General features: G+C 72.2%; 21 protein-coding genes. 10 read left to right on the forward strand and 11 right to left on the reverse strand.

The features are described 5' to 3' along the window. Position 1: 1 nt before the first annotated feature. On the reverse strand, positions 2 to 1,630 hold the full coding sequence (locus PKE79_RS00485; RefSeq protein ID WP_271171701.1) for an ABC transporter substrate-binding protein: 1,629 nt from the start codon (positions 1,628 to 1,630) through the stop codon (positions 2 to 4). 114 nt (positions 1,631 to 1,744) lie between these two features. On the opposite strand from PKE79_RS00485, the gene lipB reads away from it, so the two are divergent. Genes lipB through ffh form a run of 4 tightly spaced genes read left to right on the forward strand, consistent with a single transcriptional unit; the run spans position 1,745 to position 5,558 of the window. Further along, positions 1,745 to 2,383, forward strand: coding sequence for a lipoyl(octanoyl) transferase LipB (lipB, locus tag PKE79_RS00490; protein ID WP_271171702.1), 639 nt, complete (start codon positions 1,745 to 1,747; stop codon positions 2,381 to 2,383). Next, positions 2,380 to 3,369 (forward strand): lipoyl synthase, encoded by a 990-nt coding sequence (gene lipA, locus PKE79_RS00495; RefSeq protein WP_271171703.1) that lies wholly within the window; start codon positions 2,380 to 2,382, stop codon positions 3,367 to 3,369. Before lipB ends, lipA begins: the two co-directional genes overlap by 4 nt. Positions 3,370 to 3,389: 20 nt before the next feature. Then, positions 3,390 to 3,989: a TetR/AcrR family transcriptional regulator gene (locus tag PKE79_RS00500; RefSeq protein ID WP_271171704.1), complete on the forward strand. Its 600-nt coding sequence runs from the start codon at positions 3,390 to 3,392 to the stop codon at positions 3,987 to 3,989. Positions 3,990 to 4,001: 12 nt separating this feature from the next. Beyond that, positions 4,002 to 5,558, forward strand: coding sequence for a signal recognition particle protein (gene ffh, locus PKE79_RS00505; RefSeq protein ID WP_271171705.1), 1,557 nt, complete (start codon positions 4,002 to 4,004; stop codon positions 5,556 to 5,558). Between the two features lies 1 nt (position 5,559). On the opposite strand, the gene PKE79_RS00510 is transcribed toward ffh, so the two are convergent. Then, the gene (locus tag PKE79_RS00510) at positions 5,560 to 6,435 is read right to left on the reverse strand and encodes an EamA family transporter (RefSeq protein WP_271171706.1); all 876 of its coding nucleotides are present in this window, start codon (positions 6,433 to 6,435) and stop codon (positions 5,560 to 5,562) included. Between the two features lie 79 nt (positions 6,436 to 6,514). On the opposite strand from PKE79_RS00510, the gene PKE79_RS00515 reads away from it, so the two are divergent. Together PKE79_RS00515 and PKE79_RS00520 are read left to right on the forward strand one after the other, a co-directional pair. After that, positions 6,515 to 7,381 (forward strand): LysR family transcriptional regulator, encoded by an 867-nt coding sequence (locus PKE79_RS00515; RefSeq protein ID WP_271171707.1) that lies wholly within the window; start codon positions 6,515 to 6,517, stop codon positions 7,379 to 7,381. Positions 7,382 to 7,411: 30 nt separating this feature from the next. After that, positions 7,412 to 7,645 (forward strand): VOC family protein, encoded by a 234-nt coding sequence (locus PKE79_RS00520; protein WP_369015237.1) that lies wholly within the window; start codon positions 7,412 to 7,414, stop codon positions 7,643 to 7,645. 51 nt (positions 7,646 to 7,696) lie between these two features. Here PKE79_RS00520 and glpK read toward each other — a convergent pair whose 3' ends face one another. From glpK to PKE79_RS00535, 3 genes are all read right to left on the reverse strand, one after another. Next, positions 7,697 to 9,211, reverse strand: coding sequence for a glycerol kinase GlpK (gene glpK / locus PKE79_RS00525; RefSeq protein ID WP_271171709.1), 1,515 nt, complete (start codon positions 9,209 to 9,211; stop codon positions 7,697 to 7,699). Between the two features lie 39 nt (positions 9,212 to 9,250). Further along, a complete protein-coding gene (locus tag PKE79_RS00530; RefSeq protein ID WP_271171710.1) occupies positions 9,251 to 10,006 on the reverse strand; it encodes an MIP/aquaporin family protein in 756 nt (251 codons plus the stop codon). 108 nt (positions 10,007 to 10,114) lie between these two features. After that, on the reverse strand, positions 10,115 to 11,821 hold the full coding sequence (locus PKE79_RS00535) for a glycerol-3-phosphate dehydrogenase/oxidase (RefSeq protein WP_271171711.1): 1,707 nt from the start codon (positions 11,819 to 11,821) through the stop codon (positions 10,115 to 10,117). 109 nt (positions 11,822 to 11,930) lie between these two features. Here PKE79_RS00535 and PKE79_RS00540 point away from each other — a divergent pair, with 109 nt between their 5' ends. Continuing rightward, on the forward strand, positions 11,931 to 12,905 hold the full coding sequence (locus tag PKE79_RS00540; protein WP_271171712.1) for a sugar-binding transcriptional regulator: 975 nt from the start codon (positions 11,931 to 11,933) through the stop codon (positions 12,903 to 12,905). A 12-nt stretch (positions 12,906 to 12,917) separates the two neighbouring features. Here the strand turns inward: PKE79_RS00540 and PKE79_RS00545 are convergent, their stop codons facing one another. From PKE79_RS00545 to PKE79_RS00570, 6 genes are all read right to left on the reverse strand, one after another. Continuing rightward, a complete protein-coding gene (locus tag PKE79_RS00545) occupies positions 12,918 to 13,805 on the reverse strand; it encodes a siderophore-interacting protein (protein WP_271172175.1) in 888 nt (295 codons plus the stop codon). 10 nt (positions 13,806 to 13,815) lie between these two features. Next, positions 13,816 to 14,658 (reverse strand): ABC transporter ATP-binding protein, encoded by an 843-nt coding sequence (locus tag PKE79_RS00550; protein WP_271171713.1) that lies wholly within the window; start codon positions 14,656 to 14,658, stop codon positions 13,816 to 13,818. Next, on the reverse strand, positions 14,655 to 15,713 hold the full coding sequence (locus tag PKE79_RS00555) for a FecCD family ABC transporter permease (RefSeq protein ID WP_271171714.1): 1,059 nt from the start codon (positions 15,711 to 15,713) through the stop codon (positions 14,655 to 14,657). The genes PKE79_RS00550 and PKE79_RS00555 overlap by 4 nt, the downstream gene beginning before the upstream one ends. 13 nt (positions 15,714 to 15,726) lie before the next feature. Further along, positions 15,727 to 16,776 (reverse strand): FecCD family ABC transporter permease, encoded by a 1,050-nt coding sequence (locus PKE79_RS00560; RefSeq protein WP_271171715.1) that lies wholly within the window; start codon positions 16,774 to 16,776, stop codon positions 15,727 to 15,729. Continuing rightward, the gene (locus PKE79_RS00565; RefSeq protein ID WP_271171716.1) at positions 16,773 to 17,807 is read right to left on the reverse strand and encodes an iron-siderophore ABC transporter substrate-binding protein; all 1,035 of its coding nucleotides are present in this window, start codon (positions 17,805 to 17,807) and stop codon (positions 16,773 to 16,775) included. The genes PKE79_RS00560 and PKE79_RS00565 overlap by 4 nt, the downstream gene beginning before the upstream one ends. An 83-nt stretch (positions 17,808 to 17,890) precedes the next feature. Then, positions 17,891 to 19,045 carry a glutamate--cysteine ligase gene (locus PKE79_RS00570; RefSeq protein ID WP_271171717.1) on the reverse strand — a complete coding sequence of 385 codons (1,155 nt, stop codon included), beginning with the start codon at positions 19,043 to 19,045 and terminating at the stop codon, positions 17,891 to 17,893. Between the two features lie 188 nt (positions 19,046 to 19,233). Between PKE79_RS00570 and rpsP the strand changes: the two genes are divergently transcribed. The 3 genes from rpsP to rimM are packed head-to-tail and all read left to right on the forward strand — an operon-like array spanning position 19,234 to position 20,473. After that, on the forward strand, positions 19,234 to 19,647 hold the full coding sequence (gene rpsP / locus PKE79_RS00575; RefSeq protein WP_271171718.1) for a 30S ribosomal protein S16: 414 nt from the start codon (positions 19,234 to 19,236) through the stop codon (positions 19,645 to 19,647). Positions 19,648 to 19,652: 5 nt separating this feature from the next. Beyond that, positions 19,653 to 19,883, forward strand: coding sequence for an RNA-binding protein (locus PKE79_RS00580; protein ID WP_271171719.1), 231 nt, complete (start codon positions 19,653 to 19,655; stop codon positions 19,881 to 19,883). Continuing rightward, a complete protein-coding gene (rimM, locus tag PKE79_RS00585; RefSeq protein WP_271171720.1) occupies positions 19,883 to 20,473 on the forward strand; it encodes a ribosome maturation factor RimM in 591 nt (196 codons plus the stop codon). Before PKE79_RS00580 ends, rimM begins: the two co-directional genes overlap by 1 nt. Positions 20,474 to 20,523 lie beyond the last annotated feature (50 nt).

The following is a 20,523-nucleotide window of genomic DNA, read 5'->3' on the forward strand; positions in this document are numbered from 1 at the left end:
CTCAGTCGGCCAGGCGCGCGTTCACGAACGTGGGCGTCGCCACCGTGCCGAGGGTCGTGACGCCCGTCGCGCCGCCCACGAGGAAGTGGTTCTGCTGGTCGTAGAGGGGCAGGATCGCGAAGCTCTCGAGCACGATGCGCTGCGCCTCGGTGTAGCGCTCGGCGCGCTCGTCGGGGTCGAGCGTCGACGCCGCGGCGTCGAGAGCCGCATCGAGCTCGGGCACCTGGAGCATCGCGTGGTTCGCGAAGTACCCCGACGGCGCGGGGACCGTTCCGGACGAGTGGTAGAGGATGCGCAGCACGTCCGGTCCGACGATCGTGTAGGGCGCGCTCACGGCCTCGTACTCGTGCGCGCCGAGCGCGCCGTACCAGGTGGAGAGGTCGACCGGGTCGAGCACGACGTCGAATCCGACCGCCGCGGCGTTGGCCTGGATCTGCTCGAAGAGCGACTGCTCTGCCGCGGTCGACTGGTCGGTCGAGACGGGGAACCGCACGGTGAGGCGCGCCCCGTCCTTCATCCGCGTCCCGTCGTCGGCGGCATCGGTCCAGCCCGCCTCGTCGAGGAGCGCCGCTGCCGCGTCGGGATCGGTCGCGAAGAGCTCCTCGTCGGAGTAGGCGAGCGGCTCGACGCTCGACAGCGGCGAGTACGACCGCTCGGCCGTGCCGAGGAACAGCGACTCGATGCCGGGGGTGGGGTCGGCGGCGCGGATGAAGGCCTCGCGCACGCGCACGTCGTCGAACGGGGGCTGGGCCGTGTTCAGCTCGATGCGGTTGGACGAGGCGGGGCGGGGCGCGTCGATGTGCTCGATGCCCTGTTGCTGGGCCGCGACGATGTCGGCGGGCAGCGGGTTGTCGATGACGTCGACCTCGCCCGAGGCGAGTGCGGCCTGGCGCGTGGCGGCGTCGGGGATGAAGCGCCACTCGATGCCGTCGAGGTGCGCGGGCCCGTCGTGGTCGGCATGCGGGTTCGACGCGACGTAGTCCTCGTTGCGCGTGAGCGTGACGCTCTGCTGAGGGGTCCACTCCTGCACGACGAAGGGGCCGGTCCCGATCGGGGCGAGGCAGTTCTCCTCCTGCCCGCGTGCGAGGCCCGCCGGCGACTCCATGGCCGTCCAGGGCTGGCTCAGGGCCTCGAGGAGGGCGGACTTCGGCGTCGAGAGGCGGAAGCGCACGTGCGTGTCGTCGACGACCTCGATCTGCTCGATCTGCTCGACGGCCAGGTAGCCCGTCGAGGACGCCGTGTCCGGGTCCTGCAGGTGCTCGATGTTGGCCTTGACCGCCTCGGCGTCGAAGGGCGTTCCGTCGGTGAACGAGACGTCGTCGCGCAGCGTGATGTCCCAGGTCAGTCCGTCCTCCGACGTCTCCCAGTCCGTCGCGAGCCAGGGTCGCATCGTGCCGTCGGCGTCGCGGCCGAAGAGCGGCTCGAGGTACTGCGAGCTGAGCAGGGCCTGCGGGTAGTTGCCGCCCACGTGCGGGTCGAGGCAGGTGGGCTCCGCATCGCCGGTCGCGTAGACGAGCGTTCCGCCGGCGGATGGCGACGCCGCGCCGTCGCCGGGCGCCGCGGGAGCGCAGGCCGCGAGGAGCGCGACGGGGAGGACGAGGACGGCGGCGGACAGGGCGCGTGAGGACATGGCTGCTTTCGACGGGAAAGGTGGACAGCGTCCAACTTTACCGGCGCCGGCAGCCCCGGCGCGCGGCGGCGGGTATTGTTGGACGGGATCCAGAAACACCGAGGAGGAGGCGCCGTGATGGACGTCCTGCTGGCGGGGCTCGCGCCCGACTACGTTCCCTATCTGGAGGGCTGGTCCCTGCAGCGCCGCATCCACGCCGACGTGGTCGCCGGCGAGCGCTCCGACACGCTCATCCTGCTCGAGCACGAGGCCGTGTACACGGCGGGCAAGCGCACCGAGCCGCACGAGCGCCCTCAGGACGGCACCCCCGTCGTCGACGTCGACCGCGGCGGCAAGATCACCTGGCACGGGCCCGGCCAGCTGGTCGGCTACCCGATCCTCCGCCTGCCCGAGCGGTTCGCCGTCGTCGACCACGTGCGGCGGCTCGAGCGGATCCTCATCGGCGTGCTCGCCGAGCACGGTGTGGAGGGGTTCCAGGTCGACGGCCGCAGCGGCGTGTGGGTGCAGGGCGTGCTCCGCGAGGAGAAGGTCGCCGCGATCGGCGTGCGCGTCGCGCAGGGCGTGTCGATGCACGGCTTCGCGATCAACTGCGACAACACGCTCGAGGGGTTCGGCGGCATCATCCCCTGCGGCATCACCGATGCGGGGGTGACGACGATGAGCTCGCACGCCGGCCGGATCATCTCGCCCGCCGACGTCGTCGACTCGGTCGTGTCGGCCTTCGCCGCCGAGGACGCGGAGGTGACCGCGTGAGCGCCGCTCCCGACGGACGCCGCCTGCTGCGGCTCGAGGTGCGCAACGCGCAGACGCCGATCGAGCGCAAGCCGTCCTGGATCAAGACGACAGCCAAGCTGGGCCCCGAGTACCAGGCGCTCCACTCGCTCGTGAAGAGCGAGGACCTGCACACGGTGTGCCAGGAGGCGGGATGCCCCAACATCTTCGAGTGCTGGGAGGACCGCGAGGCGACCTTCCTCATCGGCGGCTCGCAGTGCACCCGCCGCTGCGACTTCTGCCAGATCGACACGGGGAAGCCGGCCGAGTACGACACCGACGAGCCGCGCCGCGTCGCGGAGAGCGTCCAGCGGATGGGCCTGCGCTACGCGACGGTGACGAGCGTGGCCCGCGACGACCTGCCCGACACGGGCGCGTGGCTCAACGCCGAGACCGTGCGGAAGATCCACGAGCTCAACCCGAACACGGGCGTCGAGCTCCTCGCGAACGAGCACAATGCGGATCCCGCGCTCCTGGGGCAGATCTTCGACGCGCGCCCCGAGGTGTTCGCGCACAACGTCGAGACGGTGCCGCGCATCTTCAAACGGATCCGGCCGGCGTTCCGCTACGAGCGCTCGCTCGACGTCCTCACGCAGGCGCGCGCCGCCGGGCTCATCACGAAGTCGAACCTCATCCTCGGCATGGGCGAGGAGCCGCACGAGGTGGTCCAGGCGCTGCAGGACCTCCACGACGCGGGCTGCGACATCATCACGATCACGCAGTACCTGCGGCCGTCGCCGCGTCACCTCCCCGTGCACCGCTGGGTCAAGCCCGAGGAGTTCATCGGGTTCAAGGAGGAGGCGGAGCGCATCGGGTTCCTCGGCGTGCTCGCGGGTCCGCTCGTGCGGTCGTCGTACCGTGCCGGGCGCCTCTGGGCGCAGTCGATGATCTCGAAGGGGCGGGAGATCCCCGAGCACCTCGCGCACATCGCGGCGTCGGCCGACCTCGGCTTCGCCCAGGCGGTCTGACGGCGGCTAGCCTGGAACGGATGGCCAGGACGAGGGGAGCGGGGCGACCGCGCGCGTCCTCGCTCGAGATGCTCGCCGAGGCCGCGTGCGAGCTCTTCCTCGAGCAGGGCTTCGATGCGACGTCGATCGCCGACATCGCGAACCGCGCGGGCGTGAGCCGCTCCAGCTTCTTCAACTACGCGTCGTCGAAGTCGGCGCTCCTGTGGGCCGGCTTCGACGAGCGCGCCGCGGCCCTCGAGCGCGCGCTGGATGCTCCGGGCGTCGACGGGCCCGCGATCGTCGAGGCGCTGCGCGCCTTCGCCGACGGGCTGCGGCCCGACGCGCTCGCCCTCGCGATCGCGAACGCCGACGCCATGGGCATCGCAGCGGACCTCGAGCGCGAGTCGGCGGTGCGGATGGCGCGGATCGCCGCGACCGTCGCCGCCGCGCTGCGGCACGCCGGTCGCGCGTCCATCCCGGCCGACGTGCTCGGAGCCGCGTACGCGGGGGCCGTGATGAGCGCGCTGCGTCACTGGGCGCACGTCGGGCCCGGAGCGCGCTCTCTCGGCGACGTCGTCGCGGAGGCGCTCGGCTCCGTCCCCGCCGACCCGCCGCGCGCGGCGACGTCCGGCGCCGGGTAAAATCGACCCATCATGGCTACTTTCGGCACGCTCTCCGAGCGCCTCACCGACACCTTCCGCAACCTCCGCACGAAGGGCAAGCTCTCGCCCGCGGACGTCGACGGGACCGTGCGCGAGATCCGCCGCGCACTCCTCGATGCGGATGTCGCGCTGCAGGTGGTCAAGGAGTTCACGGGCCGCGTGCGCGAGCGCGCGCTGGGCGACGACGTCAACCGGGCGCTCAATCCCGCGCAGCAGGTCGTGCAGATCGTCAACGAGGAGCTGGTGGGCATCCTCGGCGGCGAGCAGCGCCGTCTGGCGTTCGCGAAGAACCCGCCGACGGTCATCATGCTCGCGGGCCTGCAGGGCTCGGGCAAGACGACCTTCGCCGGCAAGCTCGCCAAGCGGCTCGAGAAGGACGGCCACACGCCGCTCCTCATCGCCGCCGACCTGCAGCGCCCCAACGCCGTGAACCAGCTCCAGGTCGTCGCCGAGCGCGCGGGGGCCGCGATCTACGCGCCCGAGCCCGGCAACGGCGTCGGCGACCCCGTGCGGGTCGCGCGCGACGGCGTCGAGCACGCGCGCCGTCAGCTGCACGACGTCGTGATCATCGACACCGCCGGCCGTCTCGGCGTCGACGCCGAGCTCATGAAGCAGGCCTCCGACATCCGCCGCGCGACGCAGCCCGACGAGGTGCTCTTCGTCATCGACGCGATGATCGGACAGGATGCGGTCAACACCGCGAAGGCCTTCCAGGACGGCGTGGACTTCACCGGCGTCGTGCTGTCGAAGCTCGACGGCGACGCGCGAGGCGGCGCGGCGCTCTCGGTCGCGTCGGTGACCGGGCGCCCGATCATCTTCGCGTCGACCGGCGAGGGCCTCGACGACCTCGAGGACTTCCACCCCGACCGCATGGCGAGCCGCATCCTCGACCTCGGCGACATCCTCACCCTCATCGAGCAGGCCCAGCAGGCGTTCGACGAGGAGGAGGCGCGGAAGGTCGCCGAGAAGTTCGCGACCGACCAGTTCACCCTCGACGACTTCCTGCAGCAGATGCAGCAGCTGAAGAAGATGGGGTCGATGAAGAAGATGCTCGGGATGCTCCCGGGCATGGGCCAGATGAAGCAGCAGCTCGAGGACTTCGACGAGCGCGAGATCGACCGCACCGAGGCGATCATCCGCTCGATGACGCCCGCGGAGCGCGCGAACACGAAGATCCTCAACGGCTCCCGCCGCCTCCGCATCGCGAAGGGCTCCGGCGTGACGGTCACCGACGTCAACCAGCTCGTGAACCGCTTCGAGCAGGCGGCGAAGATGATGAAGACCGTCGCCCGCGGCGGCACCCCGAGCATCCCCGGCATGGGCGCGATGCCCGGCATGGGCCGGCCGGGCGCCTCCGCCAAGCGCGGCAAGAAGGGCAAGAAGGGCCAGGGGTCGCGCTCGGGCAACCCGGCCAAGCGCGCCGCCGAGAACGCCGCTCTGCCGGCGGCGCCCGCGCCCAGCGGCTCGGGCTTCGGTCTCGGCGCGGGCGCGCCGGCGCCGAGCGAGGCCGATCTCGCGGAGATCCAGAAGCTCTTCGGCAAGGGCTGAGTCAGGCCCCGCCCACGACCTGGGCGCGCCGCGCGGGCACCTGGCCGATGATGAGCGCGCCGAGAGCGAGCGCGATCCCCGCCGCCTGCACGGGCGTGAAGGTCTCGCCGAGCACGGCGACGCCGATGAGCGTCGCTACCACGGGCGAGAGCAGGCCGAGCAGCCCCGCGGCGAATGCCGGCAGCCGCTGGATCCCGCGGAACCACAGGGTGTACGCGACGATGCCGCCCGCCGTCGCGAGCCAGACGTACCCGGCGACCGCAGCGCCGTCGATGCGCGCGGGGACGCCCTCGACGGCGAGCACGGCCGGCAGCAGGACGAGACCGCCCGCCGTCAGCTGCCAGCCGGCGTAGGAGATCGCGCCCACGCCCTCGGGGCGCCCCCAGCGCTTCGTGAGGACGAGCCCGAGCGCCATCGAGGCGGTCCCGCCGATGGCCGCGGCGACGCCGATCGGATCGAGAGCGGCGCTCGGCCCGAGGACGACGAGCGCCACGCCCACCGCGCCGGCCGCGCCGATCGCGAGCGGCCGCGGGCGCACCGGAGTGCGCAGCACCACGGCCGACAGGAGCACGACGATGACCGGCTGCGCGCCGCCGACGGCCGCGGCGACGCCGCCGGGAAGGCGCTCGGCCGCGAGGAAGAGCAGCGGGAAGAACGCGCCGATGTTCAGCGCGCCCAGGAGCGCGGCGCGAGCCCACCAGACGCCGCGGGGCAGCGCGCGGCCGATCGCGAGCGCGAGGAGCCCCGCGGGCAGGGCGCGCAGGAGCGCCGCGAAGAGGGGATGCTCTGGCGGCAGGAGCTCGCTCGTCACGATGTAGGTCGTGCCCCACGCGATCGGCGCGAGGGCGGTGAGGAGGACGGTGACGGGAGCGCTCATGGCTCCAGCCTCCGCCCCGCGCGGGAGATGAGTCCAACGCATCCTTCTCATCTGAATGATGAAGCGGGATCATGGGTGCATGGAGCTCCAGCAGATGCGCTACGTCGTCGCCGTGATCGAGGAGGGCGGGTTCACGCGCGCCGCGGCGCGCTGCCACGTGACGCAGTCGGCCCTCAGTCACCAGATCGCTGCGCTCGAGCGCGAGATCGGGACGCGCCTGTTCGCGCGGACGAGCAGGGCGGTGCGCGTGACGGAGGCGGGCGAGGCGTTCGCGGCGCACGCGCGCGAGGCGCTCCTCGCAGCCGACCGCGCCAGGGAGGAGGCCGCGTCGGCCGCCGGAGAGGTGCGCGGGACGCTGCGCATGGGCGTCATCCCGACGGTCACGGCCGTCGACGTCCCGGCGGTGCTCGGGCGCTTCCGCGCGGAGCATCCGCACGTGCGCGTCGAGCTGCGGATGGGCAACAGCGACGAGATGGTGCCCGCCGTGCGCGCGGGCGCGCTCGACGTCGCCCTCCTCGGCCTGCGGGACGGCCTCGTGCCCGAGGGTGTCGCCTCGCGGGTGCTCGCACGGGAGGCCCTGGTCGCGGTGCTGCCGGGCGGCCATCCGCTCGCGTCCCGCGAGATCCTCTCGCTCGCCGACCTCGCGGACGCGGTCTTCGCCGACTTCCCCTCCGGCACCTCAGGGCGGGAGCAGTCCGATCATGCGTTCGCGTCGGCCGGCATCGCGCGCGACGTCGCGTTCGAGGCGGGCACGGCCGATCATCTGCGCGGCCTCGCGGCCGCGGGCCTCGCGGTCACGCTCCTGCCGCCGGGGGTCGTCCCGATGGACGACCGGGCGATCGCGGCGGTGCCCGTGAGCGACGGTCCGGTGCGCGCCGAGCACGTCGCGTGGGACGCCCGCGCCCCGCGCGCGGCGGCGCGTGCGCTCCTGCCGCTCATCGTGTGACTCTGGGATCGCGCTCACGCCGAGGAGGAGATCGGCGCGGTCACCCGCGGAGGCACACCGCCGGTCACGCTCGCGCACAACGTCGCCGAGCCCGCGCAGGTCGACGCCGTGCTCGCGCAGGCGCGGACCGCCGGCGCGACGGCCGTCCTCGCGGCGCAGCAGCGCGAGTGGGGCGGCTACTCCGGCTACTTCGCCGACCCCGACGGCTTCCGATGGGAGGTCGCCGTCAACCCGTCGCCCCTGGGCGAGAGCCTGCTGCCCTGACGCGACGTCGGGCCCGGAGGATCGCTCCTCCGGGCCCGCCGTGCGCACAGGTCACGCGACGTCGTCGTCGACCCAGTCCATCGACTTCGTGACGGCCTTGCGCCACTGCCGCAGCAGGCGGTCGCGCTCGCCCTCCTCCATCGTCGGCTCCCAGCGCTTGTCCTCCTGCCAGTTCGCGGACAGGTCGTCGAGGCCGTTCCAGAAGCCCACGGCGAGGCCCGCGGCGTAGGCAGCGCCGAGCGCCGTCGTCTCGGCGACGACGGGGCGGACGACCGGCACGCCGAGGACATCGGCCTGGAACTGCATGAGCGCGTCGTTGGCGACCATGCCGCCGTCGACCTTGAGCTCGGTGAGGTCCACGCCCGCGTCGGCGTTCACGGCGTCGAGCACGTCGCGCGTCTGGTACGCCACGGCCTCGAGGGCGGCGCGCGCGATGTGGTTCCGGTTCGCGTAGCGGGTCAGGCCCACGATCGCACCGCGCGCATCCGGCCGCCAGTACGGAGCGAACAGGCCCGAGAACGCGGGGACGATGTACACGCCGCCGTTGTCCTCGACCTGGCGCGCGAGCTCCTCGACCTCGGGCGCCGTCTGGATGATCCCGAGCTGATCCCGCAGCCACTGGATGAGCGAGCCCGTGACCGCGATCGAGCCCTCCAGGGCGTAGTGCGTCGGGCCGTCGCCGAGCTTGTAGCCGACGGTCGTGAGGAGCCCGTTCTTCGAGTGGACGATGTCCTCGCCCGTGTTGAAGATGAGGAAGCAGCCCGTGCCGTAGGTGTTCTTGCTCTCGCCCTTCTGGAAGGCGGCCTGGCCGAACGTCGCGGCCTGCTGGTCGCCCAGGATGCCGGCGATGGGGGTCTCGCGCAGGAGCGACGAGCTCTCGGCCGCGCCGTAGACCTCGGAGGACGAGCGGATCTCGGGCATCATCGAGCGCGGCACGCCGAACGCCTCGAGGATGTCGTCGCGCCACTCGAGCGTCTCGAGGTCCATGAACATCGTGCGCGACGCGTTCGTCACGTCGGTGACGTGGACGCCGCCGTCCGTCCCGCCGGTGAGGTTCCAGAGCACCCACGAGTCGGTCGTGCCGAACGCGAGGTCGCCCGCCTCGGCCTTCTCGCGCGCGCCCTCGACGTTCTCGAGGATCCACGTGATCTTCGTGCCGGAGAAGTAGGTGGCGAGCGGGAGGCCGACCACCTGCTTGAACCGGTCGCCGCCCCCGTCGGCCGCCAGGCGGTCGACGATGTCCTGCGTGCGCGTGTCCTGCCAGACGATCGCGTTGTAGACCGGCTTGCCCGTCGTGCGGTCCCACACGACGGCCGTCTCGCGCTGGTTCGTGATGCCCACCGCCGCGATGTCGTGGCGGGTGAGGTCTGCGCGGCTCAGCGCGAGGCCGATGACCTCCTGCACGTTGCGCCAGATCTCGATCGGGTCATGCTCGACCCAGCCGGCCTTCGGCAGGATCTGCTCGTGCTCCTTCTGACCGGTCGCGACGATGCTGCCCTTCTTGTCGAAGATGATCGCGCGGCTCGACGTCGTGCCCTGGTCGATCGCGATGATGTAGTCGGCCATGGTGATTCTCCTTTGAACGCGGATGCGGATGGCGGGTGCTCAGGCGGCGAGGCCGAGGAGCGCGGGTGCGGCGAGGGCGGCGATCGCGCCGCCGATGAGCGGGCCCACGACGGGAACCCACGAGTAGCCCCAGTCGCTCGAGCCCTTGCCCTTGATGGGCAGGATGGCGTGCGCGATGCGCGGGCCGAGATCGCGGGCCGGGTTGATCGCGTAGCCCGTGGGGCCGCCGAGCGAGGCGCCGATGCTGACGACGACCAGCGCGACCGGCAGGGCCGTGAGCGGGCCGAGGCCGCCGGGCACGCCCACCTCGATGTCGCCGTAGTCGGCGAACGCGAAGATGATGAACACGAGCACGAACGTGCCGATGATCTCGGTGATGAGGTTGTGGCCGTAGGAGCGGATGGCGGGGCCCGTCGAGAACACGCCCAGCTTGTTCGCGGGGTCCTCCTCGACGTCGAAGTGCTGGCGGTAGGCCGCCCAGCACAGGACAGCGCCGATGATCGCGCCGACGAGCTCGGCGGCCGTGGCCACGAGGAACATCGTGAAGGTGATCTTGCCCGCGAGGAGCAGGCCGATGCCGACGGCGGGGTTGAGGATCGCGCCGGAGTACGCGGAGGCGAGCACGCCCGCGAAGACCGCGAGGCCCCATCCCCAGTTCACCATCAGGAAGCCGCCGCCGAAGCCCTTGTTCTTCGCGAGCACGACGTTCGCGACGACGCCGCATCCGAGCAGGATCAGCATCCCCGTTCCGACCATCTCGGACAGGAAGTAGAGCCCGAGGTTCACTTCGTTCATGTCTTCTTCGACCTTTCGTGAGTGCGGCGGCCCCTCTGCCGTCGCACGGGAGTGAGCGGAGATGTCTCCGGTCGGGGCCCCGAGGAGGGAGGCCCCTGCGACCGTGCGTCAGTGACGCGTGCGGTCGGGGATCGTGAGTCCGTGGAAGTCGTTGAGGATCGTGCGGGCCTGCTCGACCTCATCATCGCGCCGAGCGGCGTCCCAGCCGAGCAGCGGCGCGAGCGCGTCGGCCAGCTCGTCGAGGATGTCCGCGTCCGCGCCTCCCGTGAAGGCGATGCTCGTGCGGCGCAGCACGACGTCGGCGAGGTGGACGACGTGCTCGTCCTGCACCATCCACGCCAGTTCGCGCGTGGAGAGGTCGCCGCGCGCGAGCGGCGCGTCGTCGCCCTGGGCGATGAAGTCCCAGACGGCCGCGGCGCGCGTGCCGTACCGCGTGAGAAGGGCGTCGGCGCGCTCGCCCGCTCCGGCGAGGTGCGCGGAGGTCCACGCCCGGCGGTCGGCCGGCGTGCGCGGGAAGTCGCGGCCGCCGCCGATCGGGCGACCGGCCGTCTTGACGGTGCGGGTGCGGCCGAGGAGGTCGAGGACCGTGTTCGACAGCGACTCGCCGAGCGCGCGGAAGGTCGTCCACTTGCCGCCCACGAGGCTGAGGAGCGGGACGCGCCCCGAGCGGTCGATCTCGACCCGGTAGTCGCGCGAGACAAAGCCGGGTGCGGTGTCCTCGTGGCGGGGGAGCGGGCGGATGCCCGCGAAGCGGTAGACGATCTGGCCGCGGTCGACGGCGATCTGGGGGAAGACGTGGTGGATGAGGTCGAAGAAGTAGTCGACCTCCTCCTCGGTGCACACCGCCGGCGTGCTCGGGTCGGCGTCGATGTCGGTCGTCCCCACGAGCACCCGGCCCTTGAGCGGGTAGATGAGCACGATGCGCCCGTCCGAGTGCTCGAAGAAGATCTCGCGCCCCTTGGTCGCCGCGAGCAGCTCGGGGTGATCGAGGACGATGTGCGAGCCCTTCGTGCCGCCCATGAAGCGCGTCTCGGTGCCGAGCGCCTCGTTCGTGAGGTCGGTCCACGGGCCCGACGCGTTCACGACGACGTCCGCCGCGATGGGGAACGTCTCGCCGGTCTCCCGGTCGCGCACGATCACGCCGTCGTCGGTGCGGCCGACCGCCTCGACGTAGTTGAGCGCCTGCGCCCCCGGGTGCGCCGCGATGCCGTCGAGCAGGACGTCGAGCGCGAGGCGCTCGGGGTCGTGCATCGACGCGTCGAAGTACGTCGCCGTGTACTTGATCCTGGGGTCGAGGGCGGGAAGCTCCTCGAGCGACCTGCGGCGGCCGAGGAAGCGGTGCCGCGGCACCATGCCGCCGTCGCGCGAGAAGGTGTCGTAGATGGTCAGGCCGATCTTGATGAGCGCGGCCCCGCGCTCCTGCGGCTTGCCCGATCGGTGCGTGAGGAAGCGCATGGGCGCCGAGAGGATGCCCGAGAAGGTCGAGTAGATCGGGATCGTCGTCTCGAGCGGCTTGACGTAGTGCGGGGCGATCTTGAGGAGTCCGTTGCGCTCCTGGACCGATTCCTGGACGAGGCGGAACTCGCCGTTCTCGAGGTAGCGGATGCCGCCGTGGATCATGTGGCTCGACGCCGAGGAGGCTCCCGAGGCGAAGTCGCCCCGCTCGACGAGCACGACATCGACGCCCTGCAGGGCGAGGTCGCGGAAGGTCGAGATGCCGTTGATGCCGCCGCCGATGATGAGGACCGTCGTGCGGCCGGTCTCGCGGACGGCCGCGACGGACGGGCGCTCGGCGGAAGGACGGGAATCGATCATCGTCGACCTCTCTTCTGTGTCGGTTCGGGTATAGCCTCGGACCCGAGGACACAAGTGCACAACTCGACTGCACATATGTGCAGCGAAGGCGCGGCGGAGAGGTGGCGGAATGGACGCGGAGAGGCCGGGAGCCCGGGATGCGAAGCTCGTGCAGGCGCTCAAGGCCGCGCAGCTCTACTACATGCAGGACCGCACGATGGAGGCGATCGCACGCGAGCTGGGCACCTCGCGCTCGTCGGTCTCGCGCCTGCTGAGCCACGCGCGGGACATCGGGCTCGTGGACATCCGGATCAACTCGCCGCTCGAGCGCGGGGGCATGCTCGAGCAGCGGGTGAGCGAGCGGTTCCGGGTGGCCGCGCACGTCGTGCCCGTGCCCGCGAACGTGAGCGAGGTCGATCGCCTCGAGCGCGTCGCGATGACGGCAGCGCGTCTGACGGCGCAGTTCGTCGACTCGAACATGATCGTGGGCGTCGCATGGGGATCGACGCTGAGCGCCGTGAGCCGCAACCTCCCCCAGAAGGAGACCCACAACACGACTGTCGTCCAGCTCAACGGCGCGGGCAACACGCAGACGACCGGCGTCGAGTACTCGAGCGAGATCCTGCAGCGGTTCGGGCATGCGTTCGGCGCGAAGGTGCAGCAGTTCCCGGTGCCCGCGTTCTTCGACGACCCGGCCACGCGTGAGGCGATGTGGCGCGAGCGGAGCACCCGGCGGGTGCTCGACCTGCAGGCGCGCATGGATCTCGCGCTCTTCAGCCTGGGCTCGCCGTCCGCCGAGGTCCCCAGCCGGGTCTACGTCGGGGGCTACCTCGACCGGGACGACTACCGGAGCCTCTCGGAGGACCGCGTCATCGGCGACGTCGCGACGGTGTTCTTCCGGGCGGACGGCAGCTGGCGCGACGTGCGGCTCAACGCGCGCGCGACGGGTCCGACGCTCGACCGCCTGCGCCGCGTGCCGCGTCGCGTGTGCGTGGTCGCCGGCGCGCACAAGCTCGCGAGCCTGCGCGCCGCGCTCGGCGCGGGGCTGGCCACCGACGTCGTGCTCGACGAGGCCCTCGCGAACCGCCTCCTCGACGCGAGCTGAGGGCGCCCCCGGTCAGATCTCGGATCGGCCGAGACGCCAGTAGCCCATGAACGCCACGGCGCGGCGGTCGACGCCGTGCTCGCTCACGAGGTGACGCCGCAGCGTCTTGATGCCGGCGGATTCGCCCGCGAGCCACGCGTAGAGCGGAGCGCTCCGGAGCGCCGTCGCGCCCTTCCTCCTCGTCGGCACGTCCCACAGGATCTCGCTGTCGACGTCGATCTCCTCCACCTCGGAGCCGCGGCCCGGCGCGCACAGCGCGGGCGCGACATCCCGCACCGTCTGCACGAGGTGCTCGTTGCGCTGTCGGGAGCCGCGCCCTGTCACGTGCACCGCGAACCCGGGGTGGTCGGGCAGGTAGGCGGCGTCGCGGTCGTCCGGCACCTCGAGGACGACCGTGCCCCGCGCGGTGCGGGGGAGCTGCTCGAGGATCACCGCGATCGCGGGCGCGGCCGTCTCGTCTCCCGCGAGCAGGACGTGCTCGACCTCGGCCGGCGGCACGAAGTCGACGCCGAGGCTCACGCCCTCGCGCTCGACCGTCGGCGCGAGGATGAGCAGCTCGTCGCCCACCTGCGCATTCTGGATCCACGCCGAGGCAGGGCCCGAGACGTCGTGCGCGACCATGTCGACGTCGACCTCGCGGAGGTCGCCGCGCACGGCGCGCGTCGTGTAGGTCCGGAACGGAGGACGGCGATCGACCGGGAGCTCTCGCCAGGTCGTGTACCAGTCCTCGCCCGTCGGCATGTCGTCGATCGACGCCGTCGCGCTCGGGAAGACGACCTTGATGCGCTGGTCGAAGCCGGGGTCGCCGTAGCGGTGCAGCTGCTCGCCCGTGAACGTGAAGCGCCGGAAGCTGGGGGTGAGGTCGGCGATGCGCGCGACGGACACGCGGAAGAACTCCATGTCGGACACGTCAGACTCCTGTCGGGGTGGAGTGCTCGGCCGTGAGCGCGGCGGGGAGCACGTGGTGGCGGCCGCGGGGGAGCACGAGGGGCGTGCCCGAGACCGGGTCGGTGATGACGAGCGCGTCGAGGTCGAACACGTCGGAGATGAGCTCGCTCGTGACGACGTCGCCGGGTGCGCCCGAGGCGATGAGCCGTCCGGCGCGGAGCGCGAAGAGGTGGTCGGCGTACCGGGCCGCGAGGTTGATGTCGTGGAGCACCATGACGATGGTCGTCCCGCGGCGCCGGTTGAGGTCGGTGAGCAGATCGAGCACCTCGATCTGGTGCGTGACGTCGAGGAAGGTCGTGGGCTCGTCGAGGAGGAGGATGCCCGTCTGCTGTGCGAGGGCCATGGCGATCCACACGCGCTGGCGCTGGCCGCCCGACAGCTCGTCGACCGACCGGTCGGCGAGATCGGCGATGCCGGTCGCCTCGAGCGCCTCGGCGACCGCGCGCTCGTCCTCGGCGGTCCACGAGCGGAAGAGCTTCTGGTGCGGATGGCGGCCGCGTCCGACGAGGTCGGCGACGGCGATGCCCTCGGGCGCGATCGGCTGCTGGGGCAGGAGCCCCAGCGTGCGCGCGAGCTGCTTGGTGGGGACCTCGTCGATGCGGCGCCCGTCGAGGACGACGCCGCCGCTGCGCGCGGGGATCAGCCGGGAGATGGTCTTGAGCAGCGTCGACTTGCCGCACGCGTTGGCGCCCACGATGACGCTGATGCGCCCGGCGGGGACGACGAGGTCGATGCCGTCGACGATCGTGCGGCCGCCGTAGCCGGCGACGAGGGACTGTGCTTCGAGGGTGTGCTGCACCGTCATGAGGAACCTCCGAGGCGGCTCGTGCGGACGAGGAGGAAGAGCAGATAGGGGGCGCCGAGGATGCCCGTGATCACGCCGACGGGGAACTTCGTGTCGAACGCGAACTGGCCGAGGAGGTCGGCGCCGAGGACGAGGCAGCCGCCCACGAGGGCCGCCGGCACGGCGAGCGAGGCGCCCGGGCCGACGATGCGCGCGGCGATCGGCCCGGCCAGGAACGCGACGAACGCGATGGGCCCCGTGGTGGCGGTGGCGAAGCACGCGAGCGCGACGGCGGCGAGCACGAGCAGGATGCGCGCGCGGTCGACGCGCACGCCGAGCGCGGTGGCCGAGGCGTCGCCGAGCTCGAGCGCGCGCAGGTCCCGCGAGAGGAGCAGCACGAGGGGCAGGAGGATCGCGACCGCGACGGCGAGCGGCACGACGTCGTCCATCTTGACGCCGTTGAGACTGCCGGTGAGCCAGCGCATCGCGACCGGGACATCCCACTCCGCCGCGCGCGAGATGACGAACGCCACGACCGAGTCGAGCATCGCGCCGATGCCGATCCCGATGAGGATCAGCCGGCCGCCGGTCGACTCCCCGCCCCTGGCCGTCGCGTAGATGACCGCGGCTGTGCCGACTCCCACGACGAGCGAGAGGAGCATCGTCGCGCCGGCCGACCAGTGCAGGACGACGAGAGCGACCACCGCGGCGGCGCTCGCTCCCGACGTGATGCCGATCACGTCGGGGCTCGCGAGCGGATTGCGCAGCATAGTCTGGAAGGTCGAGCCGGCCAGGCCGAACGCGAGCCCCGCGAGCGCCCCGGCGATGGCCCGCGGGACGCGCAGCGTGCCGACCGTGAACGACGCTCCGGGGACATCCGCGCCGAGGATCACGGCGAGGACGTCGCCCACGGGGTAGATCGTGCGGCCGAGCATGAGCATCGCGCCGAACAGGGCGACGAGCAGCACCGCGAGCACGGCGACGGCGATCGTGCGGCGCCGTGAGCGGCGCCGGCGGCCGGCGCGCAGCGGCTCGACGACGTCGGGCGTCGCGGGCGCGGGAGCGAGGACGGTCATGGCGGGCTTTCGGTCAGAGGGCCTTTATGCGCGTGCGCCGCGCGATGAGGACGAGGACGGGGGCGCCGAGGAAGGCGGTGACGATGCCGGCCTCGACCTCGCCCGGCGAGCCGATCACGCGGCCGATCGTGTCGGCGAGGGTGAGGAGGACGGCGCCGCCGACGGCGGAGAGGGGGAGAAGCCACCGCTGGTCGGGGCCCGACAGGAGACGCACGACGTGCGGCACCATGAGGCCCACGAAGGCGATGGGCCCTGCGATGGCCGTGACGCCCGCGCACAGGACGACGCCGGCCGCGGCGGCGATGGCCCGGGTGCGCCCGACGCGGACGCCGAGCCCGACCGCCACGTCGTCGCCGAGGGCGAGCGCGTTGAGTGCGGGCGAGGCGAGGAGGGCGACGAGGGCAGCCGCGGCCAGCAGCGGCACGATCACGGCCATCGTGTCCCAGCTCGCGCCGCCCACGCCGCCGACCTGCCAGAAGCGGAACTCGTTCATCGCCTGCGCGCGCGGCAGCAGCACGGCGCTCACGAGCGAGGACAGCGCGGCGGTCGTCGCCGCGCCGGCGAGCGCGAGCTTGATGGGCGTCGCGCCGCCGGGGCCGATCGAGCCGATCACGTAGACGAACGCCGCGGCCAGGCTCGCACCCGCGAGGGCGAGGCCGAGGTACGCCCAGGTCGACGAGATGCCGAGGAAGGCGATGCCGCACACCACGAACAGCGAGGCACCGGTGTTGACGCCGAGGATGCCCGGATCCGCGATGGGATTGCGCGTGACCGCCTGCATGAGAGCGCCGGAGAGCGCGAGAGCGGCCCCCGCGGCGAGCGCGAGCACGGTCCGGGGGATGCGCTCCTGCACGGCGATCGCGCCGAGCTGCTGCGCGACCTCCCCCCGCGTCCAGGCCGCGAGGCCCTCGAGGATCTCCGGAAGGGCGACCGTCCGCGAGCCGAACGCGAGCGAGAGGACGGCGGCGACGGCGATCGCGAGGACGCCGCCGATGACGAGGGCGACGCGCCGCACCGCCTCCGGCTTCGAGACGGAGGCGGTGCGGTGCTCCGCGAGCGTCACTCGGCCTTCGCCGCCGCGTCGCTCAGCAGCCCGACGTACTCGTCGAGCATCCACGGGATGGACAGGGCGGTCGGCGAGACCGCGCTGGAGAGGGCGTCGCCCATGCCGACGGCGACGACCGCGCCGTTCTGGACCGCGGGGATCGTGCTCCACAGCGGGTCGGCCTGGAGAGCCGGGAGGAGGTCGTCGCCGCCGTACGCGACGATCACATCGACGTCGGAGAGCCGGTCGACGTTCTCGGCGCTGAAGTCGGCGTAGAACGACCCGTCGGCTCCGGCCTCCTCGACGATGGTCGGCGTGTCGAAGCCGAGGTCGCCGAGGAACGCGGCGCGCGTGTCGCCCGCGGCGTACACGGAGCCGGTGGAGAGGTCGGCCGCGCTGAGCGACAGGAATGCGGCTGTCTTGCCCTCGAAGCCCGCGTCCGCGGTCGCCTCGGCGATCTGCTCGTCGATGTCGGCGATGAGGGCCTCGGCCTCGTCGGCGAGCCCGAGGGCCGCGCCGTCGAGGCGGATCGTCTCGCGCCACGGCGTGTACCAGGGCACGTCCGGGTACGCGACGACCGGCGCGATCTCGCTGAGCGTCGCGTGGTCGTCCTCGGTGATCCCGGAGTGAGCGGCCAGGATCACGTCGGGCGCGGTGTCGGCGATCGCCTCGAAGTCGATGCCGGCGGACGTGTCGAAGATCACCGGCTCCTCGGCGCCGAGCTCCTCGTATGCGTCGAGCGACCACTCGTAGAGGCCGAGCCCGTCGCTCTGGTCGAACGACCAGGTCTGGTCGTCGGCGCCCACAGGGGCCACGCCGAGGGCGAGGGCCGCGTCGTGGTTGCCCCATCCGATCGCGGCGACGCGCTCGGGCGCGCTCTCGATCGTCGTCGTGCCGAGCGCGTGCTCGATCTCGACCGGGAAGGAGCCCTCGGCCGGCGAACCCGCGTCCGCGTCGGGGTCGGTGGTCGCTGAGGAGGAGGCGCAGGCCGTCAGGGCGGCGGCGGCGGTGAGGGTCGCGGCGAGCGCGACAGCACGTGTGGAACGCACAGGGGTGCCTTTCATCGTGAGGCCGGAGCCTCGGGCGTCGGGTACTGAGCTTAGGCTACCCTAATGCACCCGCCGCCCGTGCATCACCCCCGCGGGGTGGGAGGGAGTGCGCGCCCCTGTGCGAACTCCGCCATGAGGTGCGCGACGACGGCGCGCAGGTCTCCGCCCGTCGCCTCGGCGACCGCGGCCTGCCGTGCGTAGCTCGCTCCGCCCTCGAGCATGTCGCCGATGCCCGCGAGCTCGGCCGCGCATCCGAGCTGCTCCGCGATGGGGAGCAGGTCATCGAGCGCCTCTGCGAGATGGTCCCGCACCGGCCGCTGCGCGCCCGACCGATCCACGACGACGTCCGCGTCGAGTCCGTACCGCGCGGCCCGCCACTTGTTCTCGCGCACGTACCAGGGCTGCAGGACGAGAGGGGTCCGACCGGAGTCGAGTGCGCGCGAGAAGGCCTCCACGAGCGTCTGGGTGAATGCCGCGACCGCAGCGAGCTCGGCGGCCGTCGACATCCCGTCGCACACCCGCACCTCGACCGTGCCCCAGCGCGGCGCCGGGCGGATGTCCCAGCGGACCTCGGTCTCGTCGGCCATGACCCCCGCTCGCGTCATGTCGTCGACGTACCCCTCGAAGTCCGACCACGCGTCCAGCTGCCAGGGGAGCCCCGCGGTTGGCAGCTGCTGGAAGACGAGGGCCCGGTTCGAGGCGTACCCCGTGCGCTCGCCCGCCCAGAACGGGCTCGACGCGGAGAGGGCCTGGAAATGCGGGAGGAACGTCGTGAGCGCGCCGACGATCGGCATGACCTTGGCGACGTCCTCAACGCCGACGTGCACGTGCACGCCCCAGATCATCATGTTGCGCCCCCACCACTGCGTGCGCTCGATGAGCGAGTGGTAGCGCGTCTTGTCGGTGACGGCCTGGTCGTACCACTGCGCGAACGGATGGCTCCCCGCCGACAGCAGCGCCACGCCGAGCGGGTCGGTGTGGGCGCGGACGACGTCGACGGCGGCGGAGATGTCGTCGAGGGCCTCGGCGACCGTCGTGCCCACGCCGCTGGTCACCTCGACCGTGTTCGTCAGGAGCTCGCCGGTGACCGTGAAGCGCTCGCGCTCGGTCGCCGCGGCGAGCGCGTCGACGATCTCGGGCCCGCGCCCGACGAGCTCGCCGCTGTCGCGATCGGCGAGCATGAGCTCCCACTCGACGCCCACGGACGAGCGGGCGGAGCGGGCGAAGCGCAGCGTCATGCGCTCAGCCTCGCACAGACGACTCGCGTGGCGGATGGTTCGCGCCTCGGTGCGTCATCTGGCAGAATGGAGGGTCGGACCAGCTGCTCGACCCTCTATCCAGCAGCCGGACCACCCTCAGAGCTTCCGCCGGCGTGCACCCCACGCGCAGGGCGACGTTCGATCCCTCTTCACCACACAGGAGAATCGTGGCTGTCAAGATCCGTCTCAAGCGCCTGGGCAAGATCCGTGCGCCCTACTACCGCATCGTCGTCGCCGACTCGCGCACCAAGCGCGATGGTCGCGTGATCGAGGAGATCGGCAAGTACCACCCGACCGAGGAGCCCTCGTTCATCGAGGTCGACTCGGAGCGTGCGCAGTACTGGCTCTCCGTGGGCGCTCAGCCCACCGAGCAGGTCCGCGCCATCCTCAAGATCACGGGCGACTGGGGCACGTTCAAGGGCGACAAGGACGCCAAGAGCACGCTGAAGACCGCCGAGGAGAAGGCCGCGTACGCGCCCGACTCGTCGAAGAAGTCGGTCGTCAAGCCGCAGGCGCCGAAGAAGGCGGAGGAGCCCGCCGAGGCTCCCGCCGCCGAGGCCGACGCCGAGTCGGCAGAGTAGTCGTCGTGCTGGCTGCCGCGCTCGAGCACGTCGTCAAGGGGATCGTGGATCACCCGGACGACGTGAGGATCGTCGCCTCGTCGTCGCCGCGGGGGGATGTGCTCGAAGTGCACGTCCACGCGGATGACCGGGGGCGCGTCATCGGGCGCGGCGGCCGCACGGCCAAGGCTCTTCGCACCGTGATCTCGGCGCTCGCCGACGGACGGCGCGTGCGCGTCGACGTGGCGGACGACTGATGGCCGACCGGTCCGGCTCCGCGAAGAACCAGCTGCGCGTCGGGCGCATCCTCAAGGCCCACGGCCTCAAGGGCGCCCTCAAGCTCGAGCTGTACACCGACGACCCCGACGGACGATTCGTCCCGGGAGCCTCGTTCGCCCTCCAGGTGCCCGAGCAGTCGAAGTGGCACGGCCGCTCCGTCACGGTCCGCGAGTTCCGCTGGATGAACTCCGCCCCCGTCGTGTTCTTCGAGGGCGTCGACGACCGCGACGAGGCGGAGAGCCTCGTCCGCGCCATCCTCTGGATCGACCAGGACGACGACGCCGAGCAGCCCGAGCCGGACGCGTGGTACGACCACCAGCTCGTGGGCCTCGACGTCGTCCGCGACGGCGCCTCGGTCGGGCGCGTGGCGCGCGTCGACCACCTCCCCGCACAGGATCTCCTCATCGTGAAGTCCGGCGAGCGCGAGGTGATGGTCCCGTTCGTCTCGGCCATCGTCCCCGAGGTCGACATCGCCGCGGGGCGCATCGCGATCACGCCGCCCGCAGGGCTCTTCGAGGACCTCGCCGACGACGACGCCTCGACGGAGAGCGCGCCCGCGTCGGAGTGACCTGAGGCGCGCCGCGCGCGGCGCCTCACAATCGGCCTGCGCCGCCCGTG

The organism is Microbacterium barkeri, from assembly GCF_027921765.1.
Taxonomy (GTDB): domain Bacteria; phylum Actinomycetota; class Actinomycetes; order Actinomycetales; family Microbacteriaceae; genus Microbacterium; species Microbacterium barkeri.

Bases quoted from the DNA above. Each gene is read 5' to 3' on its own strand.
- ffh (WP_271171705.1), top strand. From the start codon at position 4,002: ATGGCTACTTTCGGCACGCTCTCCGAGCGCCTCACCGACACCTTCCGC.
- PKE79_RS00500 (WP_271171704.1), top strand. From the start codon at position 3,390: ATGGCCAGGACGAGGGGAGCGGGGCGACCGCGCGCGTCCTCGCTCGAG.
- PKE79_RS00515 (WP_271171707.1), top strand. From the start codon at position 6,515: ATGGAGCTCCAGCAGATGCGCTACGTCGTCGCCGTGATCGAGGAGGGC.
- PKE79_RS00510 (WP_271171706.1), bottom strand. From the start codon at position 6,435: ATGAGCGCTCCCGTCACCGTCCTCCTCACCGCCCTCGCGCCGATCGCG.
- PKE79_RS00540 (WP_271171712.1), top strand. From the start codon at position 11,931: ATGGACGCGGAGAGGCCGGGAGCCCGGGATGCGAAGCTCGTGCAGGCG.
- PKE79_RS00570 (WP_271171717.1), bottom strand. From the start codon at position 19,045: ATGACGCTGCGCTTCGCCCGCTCCGCCCGCTCGTCCGTGGGCGTCGAG.
- PKE79_RS00545 (WP_271172175.1), bottom strand. From the start codon at position 13,805: ATGGAGTTCTTCCGCGTGTCCGTCGCGCGCATCGCCGACCTCACCCCC.
- PKE79_RS00550 (WP_271171713.1), bottom strand. From the start codon at position 14,658: ATGACGGTGCAGCACACCCTCGAAGCACAGTCCCTCGTCGCCGGCTAC.
- PKE79_RS00485 (WP_271171701.1), bottom strand. From the start codon at position 1,630: ATGTCCTCACGCGCCCTGTCCGCCGCCGTCCTCGTCCTCCCCGTCGCG.
- rimM (WP_271171720.1), top strand. From the start codon at position 19,883: ATGGCCGACCGGTCCGGCTCCGCGAAGAACCAGCTGCGCGTCGGGCGC.
- glpK (WP_271171709.1), bottom strand. From the start codon at position 9,211: ATGGCCGACTACATCATCGCGATCGACCAGGGCACGACGTCGAGCCGC.
- PKE79_RS00535 (WP_271171711.1), bottom strand. From the start codon at position 11,821: ATGATCGATTCCCGTCCTTCCGCCGAGCGCCCGTCCGTCGCGGCCGTC.
- PKE79_RS00530 (WP_271171710.1), bottom strand. From the start codon at position 10,006: ATGAACGAAGTGAACCTCGGGCTCTACTTCCTGTCCGAGATGGTCGGA.
- PKE79_RS00555 (WP_271171714.1), bottom strand. From the start codon at position 15,713: ATGACCGTCCTCGCTCCCGCGCCCGCGACGCCCGACGTCGTCGAGCCG.